Genomic DNA, 18,096 nt, shown 5'->3' with positions numbered 1-18,096 from the left:
TTTATTTGCAGCTAAACGGGCAAATGTATGCTGAAATTTTCTGAAATTGGTAGTGATGCTGCGGATCAAGGCCATAGTAGATCTGAAATGATTTATAATAATGCCTGAAACTATCTGAAATTTTCTGAGGGTTATTTTCAAAATGATTATGAGCACGGCGCAGAAGTTTTCCAACGATGGCGCAACTCCCTTTTCTGGATAGCTGCTATGCTTCCCCTTGTTCAAAGAATATGATAGACTGATGAAGATTTTAGAAATTCATCCTGCAAAGATTTCTCATAAAACAATACAACGACGTAGAGATCCCGAGGGGAAAACCAGATATGCCGCAAACTGCATCCTTTGATTTTCTGGCGGGTGGTGGGGATATGGGTGAGCGCATTCGCTCGTTTGATTGGTCAAAGACCTCACTTGGTCCAGTTGAATTCTGGCCTCAAAGCCTGAGAACAATTATACGTGTCATGCTTACCTCTCGGCAGCCTATTTGGATCGGGTGGGGGTCGGAGCTGATTACGCTCTATAATGATCCATATAAAGCGATCATGGGCGGCAAGCATCCACGCGCGCTTGGCCAGCCTACTTCGGTGGTATGGCAAGAGATCTGGCACGAAATAGAGCCACGTCTTGAGACTGCATTACAAACCAATGAAGGTACCTATGATGAGTCCTTGCTCCTGATTATGGAGCGTTATGGCTATCGTGAGGAGACCTACTATACGTTCTCATATAGCCCGGTACCAGGCGATGATGGTGGTGTGGGTGGTATTATTTGTGCCAATACCGATGATACACAGCGCATCATTAATGAGCGCCAGTTAGGTCTGTTGCGCTTGTTGGCGGCATCAACTACTGAGGCGCGGACCATCGATGAGATTTGTGATCTCAGTGTGAAAAGCCTGAAACATAATCTGCATGATATTCCTTTCTCCATGTTATACCTGCTGGATCCAGACAAGCAAACGGCTGTGTTGGCAGGTAGCTCTGGTGTTCCTGCTGATCATGCCCTCATGCCGGATAGGATCGCGCTCGATGCCACCCAGGACTGGCCTTTTGCTGAAGCCATAAAAATGCAGAAGGAATGTGTGATTGATAAACTGGATAGTCTGTTTGAGCACTTACCAACGGGTGCCTGGACTATTCCTCCGCATCAAGCCGCCGTTATTCCGATTGCGCAATCGGGGCAGAATGGTAAGCTGGGAGCTCTGATCGTCGGTCTTAATCCCCTACGTTTATTTGATGAAGGCTATCAAGGATTTATTCGTCTGATCGTGGGTCAGATCTCGGCCAGTATTGCCAATATTCAGGCATATGAAGAAGAGCGTAAGCGGGCTGAAGCACTGGCTGAGATTGATCGTGCCAAGACGCTGTTCTTCAGTAATATTTCGCATGAATTTCGGACTCCGTTGATGTTGATGCTGGGACCAGTGCGCGAGGCCCTTTCGGGTCAATTTGGTTTGAATGTAGAGCAGCATGAGCAGATGGAGATTATTCATCGCAATGCGTTGCGCCTGTTAAAGCTGGTCAATATGCTGCTGGATTTCTCGCGTATTGAAGCAGGGCGCTTGCAAGCATTTTATACTCCAACGGACCTGTCAACCATGACTATAGATCTGGCTAGTAGTTTCCGTTCGGTGATTGAAAAAGCTGGCCTCAAGTTGACGGTAGATTGTCCTCCTCTTTCAGAAATGGTCTATATTGATCAGGAGATGTGGGAGAAAATTGTCCTGAACATCCTCTCCAATGCCTTTAAATATACACTCCAGGGAGAAATTTCCGTAACTCTGCGGCAGCATGATAAGGCTGTTACCCTGGCGGTGAGTGATACAGGTGTAGGCATTCCTGAAGCTGAAATCCCGCATATGTTTGAGCGCTTCCACCGGGTTCGTGGTACTGAAGGACGGACGCATGAGGGTACCGGCATTGGATTATCCTTTGTGCTAGAACTGGTGAAGTTCCATGGAGGAAGCATCGATGTTAAAAGTGTCCTTGGGAAAGGCAGTACCTTTACCGTCACTATGCCATTAGGCATGGCCCACCTGCCACAAGATCATATTGGTAAGGCTGCTCCGTCCACTTCAACAGCGGTCAATACCCAGACATATCTCAGTGAGGCCACCTGGCTCTTTCCTTCGCAGGATGATGCATTGACTGTCTCGGGAGCTATGGATACGCTGTCTCCGGCACCTGATAACCAGGGCGCTGTCGTTGCCGAACAGAAGCCAGGCGGACGTGTTCTGTTTGCTGATGATAATGCTGATATGCGCGCCTATGTTAGCCGCTTGTTGAAACAGCATTACGAAGTGAAAACTGTTCCCGATGGATTAGCCGCATTGCGAGCTGTAAAAGAATATCGGCCAGATATTCTTTTGACCGATGTGATGATGCCAAAAATGGATGGGGTCGAGCTACTGAATGCGCTCAGGAGTGATCCAGAGACCAGTACCCTACCCATTATTTTGTTGTCGGCGCGCGCGGGAGAAGAAGCGAAGATTGAGGGTATGCAAGCGGGTGCGAACGATTATCTGATTAAGCCATTCAGTGCCCGTGAATTATTAGCGCGCGTAGGGACGCACCTGCAGATGGTCCGATTGCGTAATACAGCCGAAACCGCGGTCCGGATTGAACGTGAGCGCCTATATGGTTTATTCTGGCAGGCACCAGCGGCTATCGCGGTGTTAGAAGGACCACAGCATGTCTACACCCTGGCTAATCCACTGTACCAGAAGGTCTTTAATCGGACGGAAAAAGAGCTCTCTGGCCGTGCCTTTCGGGATGTCTTCCCTGAAGTCGCGGGACAGGGAATTTATGAAATATTCGATACCGTTTTCGCGACGGGAGAAACCTTTGTCGCTAATGAATATCCGGCCAGTTTTGAGCGAACCAACGATGGCATTTCAACGCAGGCATATTTCAATTTTGTAGCTCATCCCATTAAAGATGAAGATGACCGGGTCGAAAATATTTTGATCCATGCCTTTGAAGTGACTGAGCAGGTGAGAGCACGGCAGCATCTCAAAGAAAGTGAAGAGCGCTTTAGAACGCTGGCCGAAAATATTCCCAATCTTGTCTGGATGGCTACTCCCGATGGCTGGATCTACTGGTTTAATTCTCGCTGGTATACTTATACGGGAACAACTCCAGAACAGATGGATCGAGACGGTTGGCAATGCGTTCATGATCCAGACGTATTTCCCTCTGTGCGTAAGCGATGGGAAAATTCTCTCGCCAGTGGTGAGCCATTTGAGATGGTCTTTCCTCTCAGAGGGGCGGATACTGTTTTTCGCCCTTTCCTTACACGCATGATGCCAATCTGCGATGAGAGAGGTTCAATTGTGCAGTGGTTTGGTACCAGCACAGATATTACCGAGCAGAAGCGGCTTGAGCAACAGAAAGATGAGTTTATTGGCATCGCCAGTCATGAACTAAAGACGCCTGTTACCAGCCTGAAGGCATATACCCAATTGCTAGAACGTCGTTTTAAACACAGTGGGGATACCCGTTCATCAGAGTTGCTGCATAAAATGGATGGGCAATTAGACAGATTGACGGGTCTGATCAAAGACCTGCTAGATGTTACAAAAATAGAAAGTGGCAAACTGATTTTTCAAAACGCTCTCTTTGATCTCAATGATTTGATTTATGAGATCACTGAAGACATTCAGCGTACCGTTACCAGGCACACCATTATGTTGGAGTTAGCGGAAGCTGTGATAGTGTGTGGTGATCGGAGTCGGATCGGACAAGTTTTGATTAATCTATTAACGAACGCAATTAAATATTCTCCACAGTCAGAAAAAGTTATTGTTAGAACAACTTGCAAGGAGAATGATATTGTGACATCTATTCAGGATTTTGGTATTGGGATTCCTAAAGAGCGTCATACACAGGTCTTCGAGCGTTTTTTCCGTGTTGAAGGAGAGAATCAGACTACTTATCCTGGTCTGGGATTAGGTCTCTATATTTCTGCTGAATTCGTGAAAAGGCATCATGGCTCAATCTGGGTGGAGAGTGAAGAAGGAAAGGGCACGACCGTTTCTTTCTCATTGCCTCTTGAGCATGCGGATAGTATGTTAGCGATTGAGGGTAGAACTGAGAGGGGGAGGGTGTAATTCGATGAGTCGTAAAAAAAGAATTTTTGTAGCCGATGATGATCCAGGCATCCTCGATGCCATTACCTTAATACTAGAAGAGTTCGGTTATGAGGTGGAAACCACCATTGATGGTGCGAAAGTACACGATATTCAACATGATGAATTTGATCTCCTGTTACTGGATATCTGGATGTCAGGGTGGAATGGACGGGATATCTGTTTAGCATTAAAGAGTCAGCCAGCCACCAAAAACCTTCCCATCATTTTGATATCGGCTAACAAAGACACTGAAAAGATTGCCAGAGAGGCGGGTGCCGATGATTTTATTGGCAAGCCCTTCGAATTGGATGAATTGGTAGAGAAGATAGAGAAGTACATTTAGGTTTTTTCTCTTCTATCCTTTTGATCCTCTGTGATCATATGGTCATGAGAGCTCTATTCCTGAGATATTTCAACGGACATATAAAGCGTTTTACATGTAAATAGTTAAATATTTTAGGCGTAAGCAGTTGCTGTCTGATTCAGCTTGAAGTGATATATATGAAGCATGGAATATTCTGTAAAAATGGGCTCTTCATTAAAAAAGTCAATCAATTTGATTGTGTCCAGAAGGTGCTGGATGCCACTTTAGCCTGCCTCTGTGAGCAAGCGCTGTCCCTGGGACTGAGCTATCTTTGGGTTACCAGGGATACGGGTGTGATACCTGATGAAGCCTTTGTGAATGCTGCGCGTGAACAATGGTCGGTCAGTGCCACCTATCGCTATCCCGAAGGGAGCAAGTTACCGGCTGGCAAAAGGAATGAGGCCATCTCTATTACGGCCAGCCAGAAAGACGCTGGCGTTGATCGGCAGCACGTTACCATTGTATTTCCCTATAATACGAAATGGAATTTTGGGGCCACCAATAATCCAACATACCTGTTGGGGACAATTGCCTACCTGGAAAAAGCTTTGAAGGTACGGATCGCTGCTAGTCCGGCAAAAATTGGTTGGAAGTTAGTTGACTTGCTGAATGAAGGGCAACTGGACGCGAAAATTCCACGGGCCGCCGATTTGGCCGCATGTCATTTTGACCAGCATGCTGCGCAAGATATCATCTGGCAGAGATCACTGAGCACGCATGAATTACAGAAGCATTATCTGCATAAATATAGAAAACATACGGCTTATCTCTATGAATGTTTACAACAAGAATTTGGTCTTGGTGAGCCGATCCATATGTCTGGTACTGAGTATAATCAATCCTATCCTGGCGTCTGGCGTATCTCAGTCCAGGAGAAAATGCTGCGTAACCTTCCCCCTGTTTTATGGGAAGGCGCTGAATGGGTGGCCGCGCCAATTGTCAAATTCCTCTACGACCTTGGTGAAGAGGTGACCGTCCACGAGGGTTGGGTCTATCCCATTATCAAAGGGAAAGCGCAATACCAACCCTGGCTCCAATCCTGGGCCCAATTCATCTGGCAAAAATGGCAGAGCTTTAAAGATGAATCCCAGTGGGGCCATAACGCCTGTCGCGAATATGCGGAATGGAGCATGAAAGATATTGTCCTGGCTACGGTCGGATTGGGCGTCTTAAATCAGAGTCAGAGCAGTGTCGCGTATAAACATCCAGAGGTAAAAGTACAGGTCGTAGGGGCGGCCCGTGCCAGTTTGCTTGGTAATATTCTAGATATACAGAGAGAGCAACTATTAAAACCAGTCCTGGTGTACAAAGATACACTCTACTACTTGAGTAATAATCCAGATGCTCATCAGGCACTTTCAGGGGTATTTACCAAAGAAGAGGCACCAGGTGACTTCAACCATGAATGGACACTGCCAATGACGAAACCCGTCGGTGAAATTTTGATGATGGACACAACTCCATATGAAAAACAGTCCATGCTTCAGCTATTCATGCACAAGCGCCAGCGTGAGAAGCTACGTTGACATACGAGCCTTCACGTTGACGCTCTTTCACAAGATGGATTTTTACCACAGGGTAGATAGAGCCCCTTTATGCGCAACCAGACCGAGATAATCCCTTACCTCTTCCAGCGACCAGCCTGCTTCTCTAGCGCGATAGGCGAAATCATGGCGTAAATCATTGAAGGTAAGATCCTGGATCATTTCCCTTTGCGACTTATTGGCCAGGCTCTTCAGGGTACGGAACCAGTAATGAATGCCTTCTTCGGTCAAACGTTCACTGCGCTGAGAAGTGAATACATAGGTGCGCTGTGGATTACTCGAATTTTTTAGATACTCATAAAGTGGCTGACGTGCTCCGTTTAATAGATCAATGTCACGTTCCCGACTTTCTTTATATCCCACACGCAGCCAGCCTACCTTGGGACCAACATGCGTATGACTCATTTGTAGCCAGGAGATATCACTGACACGGCATCCAGCCCAATATCCCAACGCAAAGAGCGCCCGTCCCCGATAATCTCCTTTGTGCTCAACCAGCGAACGTAGAATAGTGCGCTGGTCCGGCGAGAGTTGTTGTGAAGCGGAATGCTGTATAGAAGGAAGATCTATACCGCGAGTAGGATTTCGTTGCAGGAGTCCTTTTTCTTCAATGAGAAAGTTGGCAAAGTTGCTGATCGTCGACTTGACGCGTGCCCGGTGATGAATGCTCAAGCCCTCTGACTCTAAATGGGACAAGTACGCTTCAACGGCCGGTTTGACTAATTGCCTGGGCTGGAAGTGCCCATTATTTTCAGGACGTGAGGCAAGCCATCCGATCAGATGACGTATTGTCCGTAAGTAAGATTCTGTTGTCCCTTCTGCTTTGTCGAAGAGAAATTCTTTATACTCTTCTAATAGAGTACCAACCTCTTCGTGTCTTTGAAGGTCAAGTGGAATAATATTTAATGTTACATTGCTCATTTTTTCTCCACACAATCTTGCTGTACAACTCGTGATAGCAATTTGTTCAACTCTATAGATATCGAGGCAGGTAACCAGTAGTTATTACTTAACTACGAAAAATAAATGATTAAAATTCAGGTGGGCTTCACCAACTCTGAACAAAAATAAATTTTTGTATAGATATTTTGTAATAGAAATTACAGAGATTTAAAAAAACCTTGCGTATAGATGAACTTCTTCTGGTGTGAGGCTGGCCTTGATTCCAGGTTTGCCATAAACTGTCACGAATATGGATGTTCTGTCGTGTCAGGTATGCATGCAGAAGAGCAGATGAATAATGCTATATTTTGCGACTAATTTTCTAGTATGTAATAGAGTATAGGATGCAAGGAGTGATTTTTAAATGGAGAATACGTCAGATGCTATTCAATTGGTGCCAGAGGTAAGCTCGCACGATCATATTCAAGGGTCGCTGGACGCGCCAGTTACACTGGTCGAATATGGTGATTTTCAATGTCCCTACTGCCGTCAGGCGCAGAGTACCGTTAAAAAGCTCCAACAGAAATTTCAGGACCAATTGTGCTTTGTTTTCAGAAATTATCCTTTAGTGGAATCCCATCCAAACGCAGAACATGCAGCTGAAGCCGCAGAAATCGCAGCCAGCCAGGGAAAATTTTGGGAGATGTATCAACTTCTATTCGATCATCAAAACGAACTTGATGATGCACATCTTGTCAAATATGCCGAACAACTAGGAATTGATCGTGCATTGTTTATACAAGCAATGACGGACGGAAATCAGATAGAGCGTATACGTAAGGATATGGAAAGCGGCGATCAAAGTGGCGTGCCGGCCACACCCACATTCTTTATCAACGGTGTACGCTATGAAGATACACCTGATGTCGAAACCATGGCACAAGCTATCGAGAGGGTGTTAGAGAAACACTTATAAAAGTTACTGGCAAAGAATAGAGTAACTGGCTCAAGATAAGTAAAGAGACGTTCCAGGTCCTGAAAACCTGGAACGTCTCTTTGTGTGTGTTGAGTTTTAAACAGTACTGCTGTAGTAGCGTACTACTTTGAAGGTCGCAGCAATTTGTGGAAGAGACCGAACAGCAAGAATGCTGGTGGCCACTGACCCACAAAGATGCTCCAATCTCTCTTATTAGTGATGAACAGAACCGCGGAAGCGATAATTGAGCCCAGTGCAGCCCAGTACCAGACCTCTTCAGGAATCTGATCGGTCACACGGAAATACTGCTCCTGTGGATCTGTATCAGTTGTGTCATTGAATGGAAGTGTGGATTTTGCCATGTTATCTTCACCTTTTTCTTCTATTTTACAAAAATGAGTAAACCGAATCCCTCTTGTATCCCCTCGCATAATTTTATGCGAAGTGGTAAAAAGGTTAATATATAACTTTTTAAGCCATCAATTAGTTAACCTTTAAGAGAAAGATCACAGTCTCTATTAATTAATACGGAAATACAAGCCAAAGTGGTACAATACGTAACCTTTAAGGCTGAAAGTGTTTCTCTACGTAGCGTGCGATAATCCCACCTCCTGACCAGTCCCTCTTCCCAAAATAGGTGCTATGTATGCATGGTATCAAGGTATCGTCGCGTAAATAAAGGAAAATTAATAAATAATGCCATGTGCAATTTTTATCCCTCACACCTCGCGCCTATGGCTCTCGCTTCTTTTGAGGAGGAACATGGCGAGGCGGTCGCGACCGCCTCGCCATGTTCCTCCTCAAAAGAGTGGGTATGTGAAAACTTGCATATGGTGTTAGATAGATACTCTTCACAAAAAAACTTAGATAGTATATTCTATATCTCTGTATATGACTTCACACTGAGATCAAGTACTGATTAGAAATGAGCGTATTTATGTATAGTAGACCTACATTTATGACATTCTTACAACAACCGAGTGAGCTGGCTGAATTACAGGCTGGAAAGCAGGTATTTGCTAGAGAAGAAGTACAATCTTTTCTCTATTCTATTCGGTCGGTTTCTGATAAAGATGCTGTTTTACATGATCTTGCCCCTCTTCTTACTGCTTCCGACAGTTTTCGTGCGGGAATGCTGGCGATGATTTGTGGTGGCCTGGTCGAGATGGGAGGGGATCTATCAATCGTTGTGAATGGGACGTTAGATTTACTGGTCCGCCAACTGTGTTGTTTGAAAGATTATGTGCGTATGAAGGAGCATTTGAGTGCCCACGAAATGTTTTTGCATTTCCCGGAGGCTATGCGTGCCCATGCGGCCCTACCTCTCACCATACCAGCGGCTATGACGATGCTGTGCCGTGATAAAGAGGCGCGTATGTACTGGCAGCGTCGCAAGGATCTGCTGGATGTGATGCATGAATTAGCTGATACTGATGAAATCCCCTTTTATTTGAGGCGGACGTTATCGCTATTGGATGATCAGGAACTTGTGGTTCTCGATCAACTCAATAAACGTGGTTTTCTCGTATGTCTGGTTGGTGTACAAGATGTGATGTATCATTGCTATGCGCTTCTTCAGGACACCATTCTCCAACATACGGGTCCAGGCTACCTGGATGCTGAGCCTACCGAACCCGAGGCTGTCCGCTATGCGCAGAACTATCAACTCACGAAAGAGGATTATCTTAGTGCCCGGGGATCTTATGACTATCAGCGGTTTGGCTTTAACTATCCTGGCGGCCTTTTTTTCGCTGGATCAGCTAGCTTCTATGATCTGCCAAAACTGGATGGCATACCATTTCTGATGATCGAGAAAAAATTCATGACCTTTCAATGGGAGCCTGCTAATATGTATCCTGTTTTACATGAATCTCTGGCCTCACGCGTAAATCTGGTGCATGAAATGGCTTCTGATGAGGTAGATGCATGGTTGAAGCGCATATTTAATTAGTGTATCTTTCGACATTCAGACAGTAATATGGTATAGTTCATAAATGGAACATATTCTTGCTGATAGGAGATGGCGAAGAAGCCTGTGACTAAAAATAAAGAAGTATGTCCTTTTCTTGGGATTGCTATTCAGAAAGATCTTTATAAGCGAGTATTTGAGCTTTTGGCGAATGTCGAAGATGAGAATCGACAATGGCAAATTGCGCAAGCGATTTTTGAATATATGCTTGTCCATTTCGATGAGCGTAAGCAAGGGATCGCTATTCGCTATGCAAAGGTTGGGCCTGATCATGGGGATGGTGTCCATAGCCTCTATGAAACCTCGTTATACGGAACTCCTCCCTGGCCAATGAATGCTCAATATCCTGTTTACTGGGGCAGGACACATTTAGGCGGTTGGGCCGCTGAATTGCAACGCATGCAACGCTGGGACACGCTTGATGGACAACAATATCGGCCTATCGATATAGATCTGTATGAGCAAAGTTCCTGTGCTGAACCGATTATGCGTGGTAATTACCTGGCGGGCGTTTTGATGGTTTCCAGTACACAGCCGGGGTTCTTCAAGCATCCTTTTAGCTGGCAAGTGGTGCATGACTATGCCTTGCTATTAAACCTCGCTTTTAGTCAAAGTGACTTCTATTCCCTATCATGTATCAAATTGCGTACCATGCCAGCTTTGGCCTGGCAACGGGCGGAGATGGAAAAAGTGTATGTTAAACGTGTGTTGTTCGCTAGCCGTCACTATAATCTGACGCGTCAGCAGGCGGAAGGACGTGTGCGCGGTGAGCTAGAGCTCGAGTTTGAGCAGGTGGCACGATTACAATGCGTTGGGCAAGAAATTGCACATAGTGGAAAGAGGGATGTAAGATGACTCAAACAGCAATTGTATCGACAAAGCTAACCGAAAGCCATCAAGGGGGCGTTGACCTGGGCCAACAAATACTCTCCTCCTTGCCGGATTCTCCTGAAGTGGTGTTGCTTTTTGCTTCGCCTCATTATGATCATAGCGCGCTACTGGCTGCGCTCAATCAGACCTGTCATCCCCAACTCCTGGTGGGATGCTCCTCGGCTGGTGAGTTCACTTCTGCTGAACAAGGAGAAGGATTGGCCTGTGCCCTGGCGCTTAGCTCTCCAACGATGCAGTTTACCGCTACGCTCGGGCAGTCGATACGATCAGATGTAGCGGACGCCGCGGAACATCTGGCGGCAGGCTTTCGTGGTCAGGAACTTGAGGAAGAATATCCTTTTCATACCGCGATACTGTTAGCAGACGCCATGGCTGGTCATACCGATAACTTGATCGAAGAACTTACCCTGCTCACACAAGGAACCTATCAATTTGTGGGCGGAGGAGCCGGTGATAACGCTCAATTTCAGTATACACCTGTCTTTTATGGTACTGAGGTGATCAAGGATGCCGCGGTGGCCCTGGAGATCTGCTCGAAAAAGCCCTTAGGACTTGGTTCTAACCATGGCTGGACTCCAAATAGCCAGCCCTTCTATGTAACGGAGTCGGATGGGAGTCGCATCATTCGCGTCGATGACCAACCAGCGGTTGAGATATTTAAGGCTCATGCCCATGCGACCGGACAGGCTTTAGATCTTTCGGCGCCGATCTCTTTCTTTTTGCACAATCTGGTTGGCATCGATATGGGCATTGGCTACAAGTTGCGTGTGCCTCTGGTTATCGAGCCTGATGGAAGTGTGGTGTGTGCGGCTGATGTGCCAACTGGCTCTACCATTTGCATCATGGGAGCCACAATCCAGTCGGCGAAACAAGCAGCCGAAAGCGCTACCAAGACCGCGCTCCAGAAGATGGGCGGTGAACAACCAGCCGTGGCACTCTTCTTCGATTGCGTGGCCACACGCTTGAAAATGGGTCAGGAATTCAAGTCCGAGCTAGATTCTGTACAACACTTGCTGGGTCCTACACGCTATGTTGGCTGTAATACGCATGGACAGGTTGTGCGCGCCGAAGGGCAGTTTAGCGGTTTCCATAATTGTACCGCGGTAGTCTGCCTGTTGCCTGATTAATGTCATAAGCAACTACTTCGTACTGGTCGATGCCGCAGGCATCAACCACATTGTTCTCGTGTCCGGGTGGAAAATTGGCGGCGGCGCTGACAATTTTCTACCCGGACACGAGATTTTTTTGCTCTGCGAAGCCGAGCGAGGGCATGTGATCTCGCAAGGTCCCGAATAGTTACTGGCACAAGATGTCTAGCGTCTTTCGGTTAGTGGTAGCATCGTTGGGCGCATCTTGAGTTGCATGGATGGAATGATTGAGCGCGCCCGTTTCTTCATATCTTCGGCCATGGGACCAGTGAAATGGGTATCGACCTCGGCTTCAAATAGCTCCAGCCAGCGCGCAAAGTGTTCTTTGGTCAGATGCTGCTGGCGATCGAGCATAATGTGTTTATACATCATACCCCCACGATAACCGCCAGTTTGAAAGAGCAGATTTTCCCAGAAATCATACATAACTGGTAGATGTTCCTCAAGGTCGATGGCCGCGATTTCAGTAAAGAAGGGTCCGATGGCAGGATCTTGCATGGCTTTTTGGTAGAATGCGCTCACGATGGTGGCTATATCTGCGCGGTTGCTGATATCTTGCTTGTTTGGCATAGCGAAATGGGTTCCTTTGTTTCGATGAAGTATGAATGCATATGGTAATTTTATATATTTTTATGCTGCTTTTTTATTATAACAGAATTTTGTGTTTGTAACTTTAGTGCTGATACCTCGCCCGGGACTATGTAAAAGTCGTCCCTCCTCGCGCCTGCGGCGCTCGCATAGAGAATGGTATGGGTGTTTTGCGGGCACAGCCCGCAAAACACCCATACCATTCCTTCTGTGAAATAGTAGTAGATCGTATCTTTATAGGATCTGGACGCCGCCGTAGCTGGTGGTGGTGCCATCGTTGCGGGTGAGGATGGCTCCGGCCCGGTTGGGGGCAATGCTAACCTTCAGATCTGGATCCAGGTTAAGGTGTCCTTCCTGTGAGTGTTCTGAGACGATCAGGATGAGTGTGCCGTTTTTGAGTGGTTGTCTGGCGATGAGATAGGGACTGTCTTGCTGTTGGCTATGGCTGACGATGCCCAGGGCCTGTTGGTAGACGGCGCGGGTGCTGGCCGTGTGATGGGATTGCTCGATAGGGATGCCGGACCATACTATGCGTCCTTGTCCTCGGGTGTACTTACGGACACTGTTGTGGGCTTTTTTGATATAGGCCATCTTGTCATGAGTATAGCCAAATTGATAGCTTTGTCCGTCCAGGCCTTGTAACTGCTCATAGCGTGCAACGGGGCTGATAGTGGGTCGTTCCTGGTTATCCGGATCTTCGAGTTCGGTGCTGGCGATCAGGTTGTGCTGGTCTTGTCCCAGGACGCCGCTGACGAGCAGGGTGGCTCCACGCTCGACAAAGGTGAGCAGGGCTTGCCAGGCTGGCGTGCTAAGGTACTGCAGTCCTGGAAGAATGATTGTTTGTGGTTGCTGCGCCTGGTCGAGCAGGGTGGCAAGCTGATGCTCCCCGACCATTTGTGGAATAGTATCCAGATCGTAACCAAGGATGCGGATTGCTTGTTGGGTCGCCTCTACTCCCAGGGCAGGTCGCAAGAACCACTGTGAATAGGGAATGATCACCCAGGTCTCCGGTACATTTTCGGGTTCGATGATCTGGCCAGAAAGCTCTTGCATCAAGCGTCCAATCTCATAGAAGACGCGTAACTCTGGTTTGGCGCTTCCATCGGTGCGTACCAGGCCGATACTGTTTTCATTGTCGCTGGTCATGTAGGCGTTGGTATGCCAGAGCCATTGAATCAGGCCAGCGCCACGCGCGATGAGTCCGGTAATCAGTTTGCGCTCTAACAGGGCCGCGCACTCTTCTTCAGTGCGCAATGGCCGCATATCGACATCACGCACCAGCATCACGCCGATCTCCTGAATAAGATTGGGACGTGCAATGTGTTTATCCAACAACATATCGCAGAGCATCTCATCGTAGTTCCACCAGGGATGAGTCGTGCTATAGTCCATGGCTGGCGCATAAAATTGTGGTGAGATACGTGAGCGGGCCTCATCCTGTCCTACTCCAATCAGGGTGGTGCTACCAGCGGCGCGGATTGCTTGATAGATTATGCTGGCCCAGCGTGTGAACATATCCTGAGAGAAGAAGGTATAGTCCATGACTTTGAGCATATTCCTGGTATTGGTTATGCGCGGATCTGTCACATAATCTTCCGCCACCGGCAATGAAACCTGGTCCCAGCTGGCAAAATCGGCAGGCGTTTGTCGCCAGCGTTGCTGAAGTTCTGCTATGCTATAGCGTTCGGCCAGCCAGTCCTGGAAGGCGGTCAGCTCAAAACGATCATAATTAGGAACGGAGCGTTCACTGAAGATAGCCTCAGGTGCTCCAAAGCTTGGCTCATTAATCAGGTCCCATGAGAGCAGCTGTACACCAGCATAGCGGCCAGCCAGTAGCGAGACAAAATCTTGCTGTGCCTGCAATGAGCGCGGATCAAGCCAGGGATTCACGCCATCAAAGAGCGGTGGATAAAAAGTGAAGAAGGTGAAAATAACCTGGATTTGATAGGTGCAGGCAGTCATGACAAACGCATCCAGGGCGCGCAACGCTGAAGCGTTTATTTGCCCTCGGATGGGCATCAGGTCGCGCCAGGCAGTCCAGATGCCGGTACGAATAACGTTGACGCCTGCCGTCTTCATCTGGGCGAAATCGTTGTTCCAGCGGGCCGCGTCAGGTTGGATCAGGAATTTACGCTGGCTATTGCTGTCCATATATGTCGTGCCGTAGAGGGGAAATGGCGCACCTTGCTGATAAAAATAATCTCTTCCCGCTTCCAGACCCAGGTGTGCGCTGGCTTCAACTAACTTTTTATCCCAGTACCAGAAGCCAGTGATTTCCTGCCAGTGGATGCCTTGCTCGTTTTCAAAGCACGCTCTGACTTGGTACAGACCTGCTTCATGGAGAGGCTCTGGCAGGGAGAATCTGCTTTCCTGTAGATAAGTAGATGCGGCTAGCCGGGTTTCCCATGTTTGTAAGAGTTGGCCTTGTGGTGAGTGTAGGGTGGCTGTGACGTGGTGTGTCTGTTGTGAACGGGCGGATACGACGATGGTTGCCGTCTCTCCAGGTTGATAACATGCTTCAAGTGAGCGTGCCTGCAGGACGGTTGACCCCTGGGTGGCTAATTGGATGAGCTTTTGGATCGTCGTGTCCAGTGCCAGCCAATCCCTGATATCAGCAGGCTTCCAGGGAGAAAGCAGCCAGCGACCGCCACGAAATTGTCCAGATTGCTGGTCGAGCAATGAAGCAATAGTGGCAAAGTGGTTTTTCCCATATGCTGCCTCGGCCTCATCCACATAGAGTAGAGGGGTCAAGATGGTATCAAATGGACCTGCCGAGCCAAGGTCGATTTGCTGATCTGATACCTGGGTTAATTTGGGATAGAATGACCAGTAATTGCCAGTCGCCAGGGTTTGCAGATGAAGGTGCTCTGACGAGATAAATGCGGCCTCGGTGGCTATGTCGAGCTGCAACTCGGTTGTGGTTGGCTTCAGTTCAAAGAAAGGTCCTAGAAATAGTTGTCGGGTATAGGCCTGCTGCTCGGCTTCAATGGTGCCATCGGCGCGGACAGGACGGGTAAAAGGCATGCCGCCAAAGACAGCGATATTGCCGCCACGCTCCAGGAATGCGAGCAGGGCGGGCCAGGCATCTTTAGGAAAATAAGGACCGTGGAAAGAAATAAACAGCTCGCAGGAATCCTCTAAAGCGTCTGTCAGGGCTGCCGCATCCACAAAGAGTACGTGATCAGGCAGCAGTGGGGACAGGGTCGATTGTGAATACCATTCTGGATAAGCAGGATCCGAAAAGACGATACTGTGTTTGTTGTCGAAGTTTGTTAGCGGCATACAAATTCTCTCTAGATGAGTAAGCAATCTTGATTATTTTTCACCGGGGGTAAGCAGGTTGCCAGCAATTATAGTGGGAACCTACCTACACCAGAAATCGGGCACTACTTTACATCTGCAATGGCAACGCCACTATCAATATAGCGTTGTCCTAAGGCATAGAGTATTACAGGAACGACCAGGGCGACGAGGGTCGCCGCCATCAATTGTGGATCGACCGACTTAAACGGATTTGAGAAGAAGAGCAAACCCAGTGGGACGGTACGATTGGAATCACTACTCAGGTAGATCAATGGACCCAGGGTGTCGCGCCAGCTATTGAGGAAGGTGAAAATGGCTACTACCACAATGACCGGTCGGGACTGTGGGAGGATCATATTCCATAAGATGCGGAAGCTACCGCAGCCATCGATACGTGCGGCTTCGTCAATTTCTTTGGGCAGACTGATAAAAAACTGTCTGAACAGAAAGATGTTAAAAGCACTGCCAAACAATTGGGGCACGATAATTGGCAGATATGTGTCGACCCAGCCTAGATTTCTGAAGATGATGTATAACGGAATTGTATACATCTGTTGTGGAATCATCATCGTCGCTAGCAGAACGATGAACAGGGCGGTGCGACCAGGAAAGTGGAAGCGGGCAAAGCCATAGGCGACGATCGCCGATGAGAATGTCGTGGCTACGACCGCAAAGGCCGCCAGCCAGATGCTATTGAAGATATAGTGGGCAAAGTTATACTGGAAAAAGACATCCACATAGTTTGACCACATTACCGGATTTGGAATCCACTGGATGGGGATCGCATAATACTGGAATTCATTTTTCAGTGAAGAAGAGACCAACCACAAAAAGGGCAATAAAATTAGCAGGCTAATAATTCCTAACACAACATAGGTCCAGATGACACTGATACGGATCAACTGCTTACCTCGGCGTTGTTGCAAATTATTGCTCGTTTGTGTTGCTGGTGGTGCAGAAGCTATGCGCTGGGTATTCGGGATGGTACTCATAAAATTGCCTTTCAATCATTGAAAATGCTGCTACTTTTCTCTCGTAAGAGAAACAACATTGTCTGTCACCTGAAAACTTTCTGTCTCCTAACCAGCATCCTGTTCGCTATAGTGACTAAAGCGGATCGTGGTGAGCACAATCAAAGTCAGGATCAAGGTGATGATAAAGACAATTACCGATAGTGCTGAAGCATAGCCATAATTATTGGAGATGAACGCACTCCGGTAGATATAGGTTAAGAACACAGCCAGGCTATTGTGATAGCCGAGTGGATTGCCAGTACTGATCGTGCCCTGGCTGGACGCGAAGACCAGCGGGGTATCAAAGACTTGAATATGTCCAATCAGTGTCAGGATCGAGTTGAAGACGATCACTGGTGCCAGTAAGGGCACGGTAATGCGTGAGAAGATGGCCCATTTGCCCGCGCCATCAATTCTTGCCGCTTCATAGTATGTCTGGGAGATGCCTTTGAGTCCCGCCAGGAAGATCAGCATGGTGCCGCCAATAAACCAGAAGTTTACGGCAATCATCGCAATCAGACCAATCCAGGGCCGATTATAGTCGCCCAGCCAGTTGACTGGAGCTACATGGAACAGTCCTAAAAATTCATTAGCCAGGCCGTTTTCGCCGGCGGCAAAGATGGCTTTAAACAATTTCGCAATCGCCACACCAACGAGCAAGCTTGGTACATAGAGGACCGTGCGAAAAAAATGGTTACCCGGGAAACGCTGATTGAGCAGTAACGCCAATCCCAATCCACCCGCAATACTGATCACCGTAGAGCAAACCACATAGATCAACATATTGACGCAGGCCTGGAGAAAAATAGGATCCTTCGTCAGGATATCCTGATAATTCTTTATCCCGATAAAGGTGGGATCATTGAAAAGATTGAATTTCGTGAAGCTATAGTAGAAAGTCTGGATTATAGGCCAGAGTCCCAGTAGCAAGAAACCGATCAGCCAGGGGCTGATATAGAGATAGCCTTTTAGGCTATCGCTCCGTCGCAGGCGGGTCCAGACACCGGGTTGTTTACGTATCTGTAAAGGTGGACCTCCTGGCTGATGTTGTTGTGACGTTATCATGAGCACGTTCTCTTTCTAAGCACTCATCGATGAATGAGAACACTTCTCAGTAGCACCGAAATAGAGGTGAGGAAGGGGCCATGGTAGAGCATACTGAAGTGTGAACACGTTCAGTACTTTGCTCTACCTGGCCTGTCCAGTTATAGGGAAACGTTAGGCCTTTAAAAAGCAATCGTGAACGCCGCTCACTCGCGGTTAGTGAAGTCGCCACAGCTCAAGCATG

Annotated in this window: 13 protein-coding genes; 7 read left to right on the top strand and 6 right to left on the bottom strand. The window is 47.6% G+C overall.

Annotated features, from left to right (window positions below; all coding sequences use genetic code 11):
- Positions 1-323 precede the first annotated feature (323 nt).
- The 3 genes from EL633_RS27560 to EL633_RS27550 all read left to right on the top strand — a co-directional run bounded on the left by EL633_RS27560 (position 324) and on the right by EL633_RS27550 (position 6,020).
- A complete protein-coding gene (locus EL633_RS27560; RefSeq protein WP_126630452.1) occupies positions 324-4,109 on the top strand; it encodes an ATP-binding protein in 3,786 nt (1,261 codons plus the stop codon).
- Between the two features lie 4 nt (positions 4,110-4,113).
- The gene (locus EL633_RS27555; protein WP_126630451.1) at positions 4,114-4,473 is read left to right on the top strand and encodes a response regulator; all 360 of its coding nucleotides are present in this window, start codon (positions 4,114-4,116) and stop codon (positions 4,471-4,473) included.
- A 158-nt stretch (positions 4,474-4,631) separates the two neighbouring features.
- Positions 4,632-6,020, top strand: a complete 1,389-nt coding sequence (locus EL633_RS27550; protein ID WP_126630450.1) for a hypothetical protein — start codon at positions 4,632-4,634, stop codon at positions 6,018-6,020.
- 42 nt (positions 6,021-6,062) lie between these two features.
- On the opposite strand, the gene EL633_RS27545 is transcribed toward EL633_RS27550, so the two are convergent.
- Complete coding sequence (locus tag EL633_RS27545) at positions 6,063-6,959, bottom strand: tyrosine-type recombinase/integrase (RefSeq protein WP_126630449.1); 897 nt, start codon at positions 6,957-6,959, stop codon at positions 6,063-6,065.
- Positions 6,960-7,344: 385 nt separating this feature from the next.
- On the opposite strand from EL633_RS27545, the gene EL633_RS27540 reads away from it, so the two are divergent.
- Positions 7,345-7,896, top strand: a complete 552-nt coding sequence (locus tag EL633_RS27540) for a DsbA family protein (RefSeq protein ID WP_126630448.1) — start codon at positions 7,345-7,347, stop codon at positions 7,894-7,896.
- A gap of 122 nt (positions 7,897-8,018) precedes the next feature.
- Here the strand turns inward: EL633_RS27540 and EL633_RS27535 are convergent, their stop codons facing one another.
- The gene (locus EL633_RS27535; RefSeq protein WP_126630447.1) at positions 8,019-8,258 is read right to left on the bottom strand and encodes a hypothetical protein; all 240 of its coding nucleotides are present in this window, start codon (positions 8,256-8,258) and stop codon (positions 8,019-8,021) included.
- A gap of 575 nt (positions 8,259-8,833) precedes the next feature.
- Here EL633_RS27535 and EL633_RS27530 point away from each other — a divergent pair.
- From EL633_RS27530 to EL633_RS27520, 3 genes are all read left to right on the top strand, one after another.
- Complete coding sequence (locus EL633_RS27530) at positions 8,834-9,847, top strand: hypothetical protein (protein ID WP_126630446.1); 1,014 nt, start codon at positions 8,834-8,836, stop codon at positions 9,845-9,847.
- Between the two features lie 69 nt (positions 9,848-9,916).
- Positions 9,917-10,720, top strand: coding sequence for a GAF domain-containing protein (locus EL633_RS27525; protein WP_126630445.1), 804 nt, complete (start codon positions 9,917-9,919; stop codon positions 10,718-10,720).
- A complete protein-coding gene (locus EL633_RS27520) occupies positions 10,717-11,883 on the top strand; it encodes an FIST signal transduction protein (protein ID WP_126630444.1) in 1,167 nt (388 codons plus the stop codon). Before EL633_RS27525 ends, EL633_RS27520 begins: the two co-directional genes overlap by 4 nt.
- A gap of 186 nt (positions 11,884-12,069) precedes the next feature.
- Here EL633_RS27520 and EL633_RS27515 read toward each other — a convergent pair whose 3' ends face one another.
- The 4 genes from EL633_RS27515 to EL633_RS27500 all read right to left on the bottom strand — a co-directional run bounded on the left by EL633_RS27515 (position 12,070) and on the right by EL633_RS27500 (position 17,873).
- Positions 12,070-12,474: a group III truncated hemoglobin gene (locus EL633_RS27515; RefSeq protein WP_126630443.1), complete on the bottom strand. Its 405-nt coding sequence runs from the start codon at positions 12,472-12,474 to the stop codon at positions 12,070-12,072.
- Between the two features lie 252 nt (positions 12,475-12,726).
- Positions 12,727-15,774: an alpha-amylase family protein gene (locus EL633_RS27510; protein WP_126630442.1), complete on the bottom strand. Its 3,048-nt coding sequence runs from the start codon at positions 15,772-15,774 to the stop codon at positions 12,727-12,729.
- Positions 15,775-15,878: 104 nt separating this feature from the next.
- The gene (locus EL633_RS27505) at positions 15,879-16,787 is read right to left on the bottom strand and encodes a carbohydrate ABC transporter permease (RefSeq protein ID WP_126630441.1); all 909 of its coding nucleotides are present in this window, start codon (positions 16,785-16,787) and stop codon (positions 15,879-15,881) included.
- A gap of 87 nt (positions 16,788-16,874) precedes the next feature.
- Entirely contained in the window at positions 16,875-17,873 is a 999-nt protein-coding gene (locus EL633_RS27500) for a carbohydrate ABC transporter permease (RefSeq protein WP_126630440.1), read from the bottom strand.
- Positions 17,874-18,096 lie beyond the last annotated feature (223 nt).

The sequence above is a fragment of the Dictyobacter alpinus genome, from assembly GCF_003967575.1.
GTDB classification, from domain to species: Bacteria; Chloroflexota; Ktedonobacteria; order Ktedonobacterales; family Ktedonobacteraceae; genus Dictyobacter; species Dictyobacter alpinus.
The sequence above is the reverse complement of the archived record's forward strand: the minus strand, read 5'-3'. Positions and strand labels throughout refer to the sequence as shown.

Excerpts from the sequence above, each read along its gene's own strand:
- EL633_RS27555 (WP_126630451.1), top strand. The coding sequence starts at position 4,114 with ATGAGTCGTAAAAAAAGAATTTTTGTAGCCGATGATGATCCAGGCATC.
- EL633_RS27515 (WP_126630443.1), bottom strand. The coding sequence starts at position 12,474 with ATGCCAAACAAGCAAGATATCAGCAACCGCGCAGATATAGCCACCATC.
- EL633_RS27525 (WP_126630445.1), top strand. The coding sequence starts at position 9,917 with ATGGCGAAGAAGCCTGTGACTAAAAATAAAGAAGTATGTCCTTTTCTT.
- EL633_RS27560 (WP_126630452.1), top strand. The coding sequence starts at position 324 with ATGCCGCAAACTGCATCCTTTGATTTTCTGGCGGGTGGTGGGGATATG.
- EL633_RS27535 (WP_126630447.1), bottom strand. The coding sequence starts at position 8,258 with ATGGCAAAATCCACACTTCCATTCAATGACACAACTGATACAGATCCA.
- EL633_RS27500 (WP_126630440.1), bottom strand. The coding sequence starts at position 17,873 with ATGATAACGTCACAACAACATCAGCCAGGAGGTCCACCTTTACAGATA.
- EL633_RS27540 (WP_126630448.1), top strand. The coding sequence starts at position 7,345 with ATGGAGAATACGTCAGATGCTATTCAATTGGTGCCAGAGGTAAGCTCG.
- EL633_RS27530 (WP_126630446.1), top strand. The coding sequence starts at position 8,834 with ATGTATAGTAGACCTACATTTATGACATTCTTACAACAACCGAGTGAG.
- EL633_RS27510 (WP_126630442.1), bottom strand. The coding sequence starts at position 15,774 with ATGCCGCTAACAAACTTCGACAACAAACACAGTATCGTCTTTTCGGAT.
- EL633_RS27505 (WP_126630441.1), bottom strand. The coding sequence starts at position 16,787 with ATGAGTACCATCCCGAATACCCAGCGCATAGCTTCTGCACCACCAGCA.
- EL633_RS27550 (WP_126630450.1), top strand. The coding sequence starts at position 4,632 with ATGAAGCATGGAATATTCTGTAAAAATGGGCTCTTCATTAAAAAAGTC.
- EL633_RS27545 (WP_126630449.1), bottom strand. The coding sequence starts at position 6,959 with ATGAGCAATGTAACATTAAATATTATTCCACTTGACCTTCAAAGACAC.
- EL633_RS27520 (WP_126630444.1), top strand. The coding sequence starts at position 10,717 with ATGACTCAAACAGCAATTGTATCGACAAAGCTAACCGAAAGCCATCAA.